The following is a 7536-nucleotide window of genomic DNA, read 5'->3' as shown; positions in this document are numbered from 1 at the left end:
TCATATGCTGTTTAACCAGCGTCTGATATCGGCGGGTAAGGCGAGAGTCAATCCCGCCAACAGATAGGTTGAAATCATTCTGCAAAGTAATAACAGGTATCACGATAAATGTGTAGATACCTATGCCTTTATCCGGCGGCTAAAACCGCGGCTGAGGTGCAAAGCGAGGCGGGCACCTTGCGGGTTTCTGTCGATCAGGTGGAAGCGGAGGCCAGCGGCGCGCGCGCGCCGCTGCATATCCGCAGCGCCGACGGCGCGGCGCTGATGCCGTTGCACGGGATTGTGGATTGGGGTCAGGTGGACGCAGCGACCGGTAAGCCACTGACCGCCGACGCGCTCAGCCAGCCGATTTCCGTGCCGGCCTCGCTGCTGCCGAGAACCGAAGCCACCATTGAACTGCGGATGTCTGGCCTGACGCCGGAACAGGTGGGGTTTATCCGGCTGCATGATATCCAGCCGGACACGCCGCAAAACCCGCCGGCGTCGGACGCCACCAAACCTGTCGGCAGCCAGTAGGCCGCCGCAGGCCTGACGCTTACGGTTTAACACGCCGCCCCTTGCACGGCTAGCCCATGGGGCAGCCGGCAGCGGCATCAGCAGGTGATAATCGGCGCTCCTCGCGCTCCTGGCCCGATGCAGCTGCCTGAGCTGACCACAGCCGCAAACCGCCCACGTGACTGCGGCTGGCCGCTCGTCCCTCAGGGCAGCCGGCAGCGGCATCAGCAGGTGATAACCGCCGCTCCTCGCGCGCCTGGCCCGATGCAGCTGTCTAAGCTGACCATAGCCGCAAACCGCTCACGTGACGGCGGCTGGCCGCTCGTCGTTCAGGGCAGCCGGCAGCGGCATCAACAGGTGATAATCGGCGCTCCTCGCGCTCCTGGCCCGATGCAGCTGCCTGAGCTGACCACAGCCGCAAACCGCTCACGTGACTGCGGCTGCCCGCTCGTCCCTCAGGGCAGCACTGACGGCTGATCGGCGCCCTCTTTCTCCACCTTTTGCTGCAGCATATGCTCGCGCTTCATACCGAGCTTAAGCGCCAGCGCCGACGCCACGTAAATGGAACTGATGGTGCCGATAAACACGCCGATAAACAGCGTGGTCGAGAAGCCGCGCAGCATCGCGCCGCCGAAAATTAACAACATCAGCACCACCATCAGCGTGGTGGCCGAGGTCATTATGGTCCGGCTCAGGGTCTGCGTTAGCGAGACGTTGAAAATATCGTAAGCACTACCGCGGCGGATCTTGCGGAAGTTCTCACGAATACGGTCCGACACCACGATACTGTCGTTCAGCGAGTAGCCAATCACCGACATCAGCGAGGCGATAATCGTCAGATCGATCTCGATGTGGAACAACGACAAGACGCCGAGCGTAATCACCACGTCGTGCGCCAACGCCAATACCGCCCCTGTCGCCAACCGCCATTCAAAACGGAAGCCGACATAAATCAGAATACAGATCAACGCGACCAGCAGCGCCATGCCGCCATCCTGCGCCAGATCGCTGCCGACGCTCGGGCCGACAAATTCGACCCGCTTCACGGCGGCGTTCTGACCGGTAGCCTGATTAATCACGCCAAGAACTTTATTTCCCAATTCCTGGCCAAGGCCATCTTGCACCGGCGGCATACGGACCATCACGTCGCGGCTGCTGCCAAAATTCTGCACCAGCGGATCGGTAAAGCCCGCGTGTTCAAGCGCGTTACGCATCTGGTCAAGGTCGGCGGCCTTTTCCAGGTTAAGTTCAATCACCGTCCCGCCCGTGAAATCCAGCCCCCAGTTAAAGCCCTTCACCGCCATGATGGCGATGGAGGCGATAAGCAGGATAGCCGACAGGCTGAACGCGACATAATCCCAGCGCATAAAGTCATAGACTTTACGGCCGTAATTCAATTCTTCGACATTTCGTTGTTGCTGAACCACAAGCCACTCCTAGATAGACAGCTTATCGATGCGTTTACCGCCGTAAAGCAGGTTAACGATGGCACGCGTGCCGATGATCGCCGTAAACATGGAGGTAGCGACCCCGATGGCGGTGGTGATAGCAAATCCCTTGATGGACCCGGTCCCCACGGCATACAGGATAATGGCGGTAATCAGCGTGGTGACGTTGGCGTCAACAATACTGGAGAACGCGCCCCGATAACCCTCATGAATGGCCTGCTGCACCGTGCGACCGTTGCGCAGCTCCTCTTTGATGCGCTCATTGATGAGCACATTGGCATCCACCGCCACCGCCAGCGTCAGCACAATACCGGCAATACCCGGCATGGTCAGCGTCGCGCCGGGCAGCAGGGACATAATGCCGATAATCAGCACCAGGTTGACGATGAGCGCCGTGGTAGCGATAAGACCAAACTTGCGATACCACACCACCATAAACACAATTGACGCCACCAGCCCCCAAAGACAGGCTTCCAGCCCCTGAGTAATATTCTGCAGCCCCAGGGTCGGACCGATGGTGCGCTCTTCCACAATCTGGATTGGCGCAATCAACGCCCCCGCCCGCAGCAACAGCGACAGCTGACGCGCTTCGTTGGGATTGTTGATGCCGGTAATGCGGAAGCTGTTACCGAGCCGCGATTGAATGGTCGCGACGTTGATAACCTCTTCCTGCTTCACCAGAATGGAACGGCCGTTGGCGTCTTTCTTGCCGCTATCCTTATACTCCACAAACAAGGTGGCCATCAGCTTGCCGATGTTGTCCTTGGTGAAGTTGGACATGGTCGTGCCGCCGGCGCCGTCGAGGGAAATATTCACCTGCGGACGGTTGTATTCATCGACGCTGGAAGTGGAAGCGGTAATGTGATCCCCGGTCAGGATGACCCGTTTGTACAGTACAACCGGCTGGCCGTCGCGAGAGGCTTTCACCTCCGAATCCCCCGGCACGCGGCCGTTGACGGCGGCGGTTTGATCCACCGCGCTATTGACCAGGCGGAACTCCAGCGTCGCGGTCGCCCCGAGGATTTCCTTGGCGCGGGCCGTATCCTGAATACCCGGCAATTCCACCACGATGCGATCGGCGCCCTGTCGTTGCACCAAAGGCTCGGCGACACCCAGTTGGTTAACACGATTGCGCAGGATGGTGATGTTCTGCTGCACCGCGTATTCGCGGGCCTGGCGCAGGCGGTCCGCCAGCGTGGCGCGCAAGGCGTTGTCACCCTGGCTGTTAATCACCAGATCGCGATGGCGGGGCGTTAGCCAGGCGATCGCCTGATCGCGGGTTTCGGCGTCGCGAAAGCGGATTTCGCTGCCGTAATTCTCAATTTTGCGCACCGTCGCATAAGGAATGCCCTTATCGCGTAAATCGCCGCGCAGGGTATCCATCGTCTGTTCCTGCAGCTTATTAAGCGCGGTATCCATATCCACTTCCATCAGGAAGTGAACGCCGCCGCGCAAATCCAGGCCCAGCTTCATCGGCGCGGCCCCGAGCATGGCTAACCAGGCGGGCGTCGCCGGCGCCAGGTTGAGCGCCACCACATAATTGTCACCGAGGGCGTTCATTATCGCTTCGCGGGCGTGCAACTGCACATCGGCGCTGGCGAAACGGGCCATAATGGCGCCCTTTTCCAAAGCAATGGACTTGCTGGCGATATGTTGTTGTTCTAATACGTTGCGGATCTGGACCAGCGTCGATTCACTGGCGGCGCCACCCCGCGCGCTAGTGACCTGTACGGCCGGATCCTCACCATAGATGTTGGGAAGCGCATACAGCAGGCCGACGACCAGCGCCAGCACCAGCATGATGTACTTCCATAAAGGATAACGGTTTAACACGGCAGTTCCCTTCGGGAAAATCGGCTATTACAGCGCTTTCATCGTACCTTTCGGCAAAACGGCGGCCACAAAATCACGCTTGATGACCACTTCATTGGTGTCGTTGAGCGCGATGGAAATATAGCCGGTATCCGCGACTTTGACCACGCGGCCAACCAGCCCGCCGGTCGTCAAAACTTCATCCCCTTTGGAAATGGAGCTCATCAGTTCTTTATGCACTTTGGCGCGCTTTTGCTGCGGGCGCAGGATCATGAAATAAAAGATCAGACCGAAAACAACCAGCATCACCACCAGAGAGTAAGGACTTGACTGGGACGGAGCACCGGTGGCGGCAACGGCGTCAGAAACGAAAAAACTCATTTAAATTCCCTCATTGTTATGTAACTCGACGACTAAAGGTGGAACCGGCTTACCTGTCCGGCGATAAAACTCACCTACAAAGTGCTCTAATTTACCCTCATCGATAGCCTGGCGTAAACCCGCCATCAAACGCTGGTAATAACGTAGATTATGAATAGTATTCAGACGGGCACCCAGTATTTCGTTGCAACGGTCAAGATGATGCAAGTACGCGCGGCTATAATTGCGACAGGTGTAACAATCACATTCCGCATCCAGCGGTTCAACATCGTCTTTATACCGGGCATTGCGGATTTTCACCACGCCATCGGTGACAAACAGATGGCCGTTGCGGGCGTTACGGGTCGGCATAACACAGTCGAACATATCGATGCCGCGGCGAACGCCCTCCACCAAATCCTCGGGCTTACCGACCCCCATTAAATAGCGCGGCTTGTCGGTCGGGATCTGCGGACAGAGATGCGCCAGTATCCGGTGCATATCGGCCTTCGGCTCCCCTACCGCCAGGCCGCCCACAGCGTAACCATCAAAACCGATCTCTACCAGTCTTTTTACCGATACATCTCGTAAATCTTCGTAAACACCGCCCTGGATAATGCCAAACAGCGCATGGGGGTTTTCCAGTTCGTCAAAGCGCTGACGGCTGCGCGCCGCCCAGCGCAGCGACATTTCCATCGAGCGTTTGGCGTAATCCCAATCGGAGGGATAAGGCGTACACTCGTCAAAAATCATCACGATATCGGAACCCAGATCGTATTGGATTTCCATGGATTTTTCCGGGCTGAGGAATATCGCATCACCGTTGATCGGATTGCGGAAATGCACACCTTCTTCGGTGATTTTGCGAATGTCGCCCAGGCTGAATACCTGGAAACCACCGGAATCGGTCAGTATCGGGCCATGCCATTGCATGAAATCGTGCAAGTCGCCGTGCAGCTTCATTACGGCCTGCCCCGGCCGCAGCCACAAGTGAAAAGTATTACCGAGCAGGATTTGCGCTCCGGTTTCTTTCACCTCTTCAGGCGTCATACCCTTGACGGTGCCGTAGGTGCCTACCGGCATGAACGCCGGCGTTTCCACCACGCCCCGATCGAAGAACAGCCGCCCGCGGCGGGCCTGGCCATCGGTTTTTAATAATTGATATTCCACACATCCTCCAACACCAGAGAAACAGTCCGATGCTTGATGAAAAGGAGCGCATTCTACCAACCCCGCAAGCCGCTATACAAGCCAGTCCACGCGGCGTATCGGTAGCCAGCGTTGTCATTAAATGCTTTCTGCCGCCGGCGGTTTACGCCGGGCAGAGATTCAGGTCCGATCATGCGCGGCGTTAACGACCGCGCGATTACGGCTCACCTACCCGCTCTGCGGCAGCGTCGGGGTTACGGGTAATAAACATCGCATCTCCATAGCTGAAGAAACGATACGCCTGCGCCACCGCTTCCCGATAAGCCGCCAGCGTATGGCGATAGCCGGCGAACGCCGACACCAGCATAATCAGCGTTGACTCGGGGAGATGAAAATTGGTAATCAGCACATCTATTACGCGAAATTGATAACCGGGATAGATGAAAATGCGCGTATCGCCAAAAAACGGTGCCAGCGCTTGCTCACCGGCTGCCGCAGCGGCACTCTCAAGCGAACGAACGGAGGTGGTGCCCACGGCAACAACCCGATTGCCGCGCGCCTTGCAGGCTAACACCGCGTCGACCACCTCCTGCGGCACCTCGGCATACTCCGCGTGCATCTGGTGCTGCTCGATTTGGTCCACCCGCACCGGCTGGAAGGTGCCAGCCCCGACATGAAGGGTGACAAACGCCATTTCAACGCCTTTGGCACGCAGCGCCGCCAACAGCGGTTCATCAAAATGCAGGCCGGCGGTGGGCGCCGCCACCGCGCCGGGCCGTTCGCCATAAACCGTCTGATACAGCTCCCGGTCGGCGGCATCATCAGGCCTGTCGATATAGGGCGGCAAAGGCATATGGCCGGCGTCATTCAGCAGTGTCAGCACATCGCGGGCGTCGTCGAAGCGCAGTTCAAAAAGTGAATCGTGTCGGGCCACCATGGTGGCGGCGATACTGTCATCATCCCCCAACAGCAGCGCGCTGCCGGGTTTCGGCGCTTTGGAAGCACGGACGTGCGCAAGTACCCGCTTATCATCCAGAACCCTTTCTACCAGGACTTCGATTTTGCCGCCGCTGACTTTGCGGCCGAATAACCGCGCGGGGATCACCCGGGTATTGTTGAAGACCAGTAAATCCCCGGGGGCCAATTTCTCCAGCAAATCGGTAAAGACCTGATGCGCCAGCGCGCCGGTTTGGCCGTCGAGCGACAGCATGCGACAGGCGCTGCGTTGCGCCTGAGGATAGCGGGCAATCAGATTATCAGGTAAGGCAAACGAGAAATCGGCAACGCGCATAAAAAATCACTTCAGCTTAAAAACAGGCGGCTTAGTCTAGGGCTATGCGTTCCGCCCTGCAAGAATTAAGCAATGTCGAGCCGCTTTTGCCGTATACTGAAAGGATGAATTTTCTTGCTCATTTGCATCTCGCCACCCTGGCGCAAAGTTCCCTGCTCGGTAATCTGATGGCGGATTTTGTCCGCGGCGATCCCGACGGCCTCTACCCGCCCGCGGTTGTCGCAGGCATCCGTATGCATCGCCGTATCGATAGCCTTACCGATGGTCATCAAGCAGTACGCCAGACGCTAACGCTGTTTTCACCCGCCACGCGGCGGGTGGCGCCCATCGCGCTGGATGTCGTTTGGGATCATTTTCTGGCACGCCACTGGTCGCAGGTCGAACCACAATGGCCGCTGGCGGAATTCGTTGTGCGGGCACAGCAGGAAATTGCGCCCGCCCTGCCGGATACGCCGGCGGGCTTCCAGTCTCTTAACCACTACCTGTGGCGTGAACGCTGGCTGCTGCGCTATGCGGAGTTGCCTTTTCTGGCCCAAGTGCTGAGCGGTATGGCCCAGCGTCGCCCGCGGCTGTCGGCTCTGGGGGAGATTTATCCAGAGATCCAGACGCACTACAGCCGGCTGCAGGAGGCGTTTTGGCAACTCTATCCGGCGATGATGCAGGCAGCCCGCCAGGGCGTGCTAGGTCACTGAATGAGGTCATCTTCGATGGCTGAATAACCCCGAGTTTATTAGAGAGTAATTTTGGCAATACTACGCCGCTTCCTCTGATGCTAATTGCAAAGCGTAATAGTTCATTTCGGCTTCAGTAGGAGGGATGTAACCCAGCCGCCCGAGCAGCCTTCTGTTGTTGTACCAGTCCACCCAGTCCAGCGTGGCCAACTCCACTTCCGTCCGGTTTTTCCAGCTCCCGCGGTGGATAACCTCCGTTTTGTACAACCCGTTGATACTCTCTGCCATCGCATTATCGTAGGAGTCGCCG

8 protein-coding genes are annotated in these 7536 nt (G+C 57.9%); 2 read left to right on the top strand and 6 right to left on the bottom strand.

Annotated features, from left to right (window positions below; genetic code table 11):
• Positions 1-108: 108 nt before the first annotated feature.
• Positions 109-516, top strand: coding sequence for a DUF3251 domain-containing protein (locus CINSTRO3249_RS10510; protein WP_074013247.1), 408 nt, complete (start codon positions 109-111; stop codon positions 514-516).
• 434 nt (positions 517-950) lie between these two features.
• On the opposite strand, the gene secF is transcribed toward CINSTRO3249_RS10510, so the two are convergent.
• From secF to queA, 5 genes are all read right to left on the bottom strand, one after another.
• Positions 951-1862 (bottom strand): protein translocase subunit SecF, encoded by a 912-nt coding sequence (gene secF, locus CINSTRO3249_RS10500; RefSeq protein WP_217265388.1) that lies wholly within the window; start codon positions 1860-1862, stop codon positions 951-953.
• Positions 1863-1931: 69 nt separating this feature from the next.
• The gene (gene secD, locus CINSTRO3249_RS10495) at positions 1932-3776 is read right to left on the bottom strand and encodes a protein translocase subunit SecD (RefSeq protein ID WP_074013244.1); all 1845 of its coding nucleotides are present in this window, start codon (positions 3774-3776) and stop codon (positions 1932-1934) included.
• A 27-nt stretch (positions 3777-3803) separates the two neighbouring features.
• Positions 3804-4136: a preprotein translocase subunit YajC gene (gene yajC, locus CINSTRO3249_RS10490; RefSeq protein WP_011410400.1), complete on the bottom strand. Its 333-nt coding sequence runs from the start codon at positions 4134-4136 to the stop codon at positions 3804-3806.
• Positions 4137-5285: a tRNA guanosine(34) transglycosylase Tgt gene (gene tgt, locus CINSTRO3249_RS10485; protein ID WP_074013243.1), complete on the bottom strand. Its 1149-nt coding sequence runs from the start codon at positions 5283-5285 to the stop codon at positions 4137-4139.
• A gap of 196 nt (positions 5286-5481) precedes the next feature.
• Positions 5482-6555, bottom strand: a complete 1074-nt coding sequence (gene queA, locus CINSTRO3249_RS10480) for a tRNA preQ1(34) S-adenosylmethionine ribosyltransferase-isomerase QueA (protein ID WP_074013242.1) — start codon at positions 6553-6555, stop codon at positions 5482-5484.
• Between the two features lie 104 nt (positions 6556-6659).
• Here queA and CINSTRO3249_RS10475 point away from each other — a divergent pair, with 104 nt between their 5' ends.
• Positions 6660-7247 (top strand): acyl carrier protein phosphodiesterase, encoded by a 588-nt coding sequence (locus CINSTRO3249_RS10475; RefSeq protein ID WP_074013248.1) that lies wholly within the window; start codon positions 6660-6662, stop codon positions 7245-7247.
• A 60-nt stretch (positions 7248-7307) separates the two neighbouring features.
• Here the strand turns inward: CINSTRO3249_RS10475 and CINSTRO3249_RS10470 are convergent.
• On the bottom strand, positions 7308-7536 hold a 229-nt coding region (locus CINSTRO3249_RS10470; protein ID WP_143146879.1), incomplete at its 5' end, for an integrase core domain-containing protein.

Source organism: Candidatus Sodalis sp. SoCistrobi (assembly GCF_900143145.1).
In the GTDB taxonomy this organism is placed as follows: domain Bacteria; phylum Pseudomonadota; class Gammaproteobacteria; order Enterobacterales; family Enterobacteriaceae; genus SoCistrobi.
Note: the sequence above shows the minus strand (reverse complement) of the source record. Positions and strands in the feature narration are given on the sequence as shown.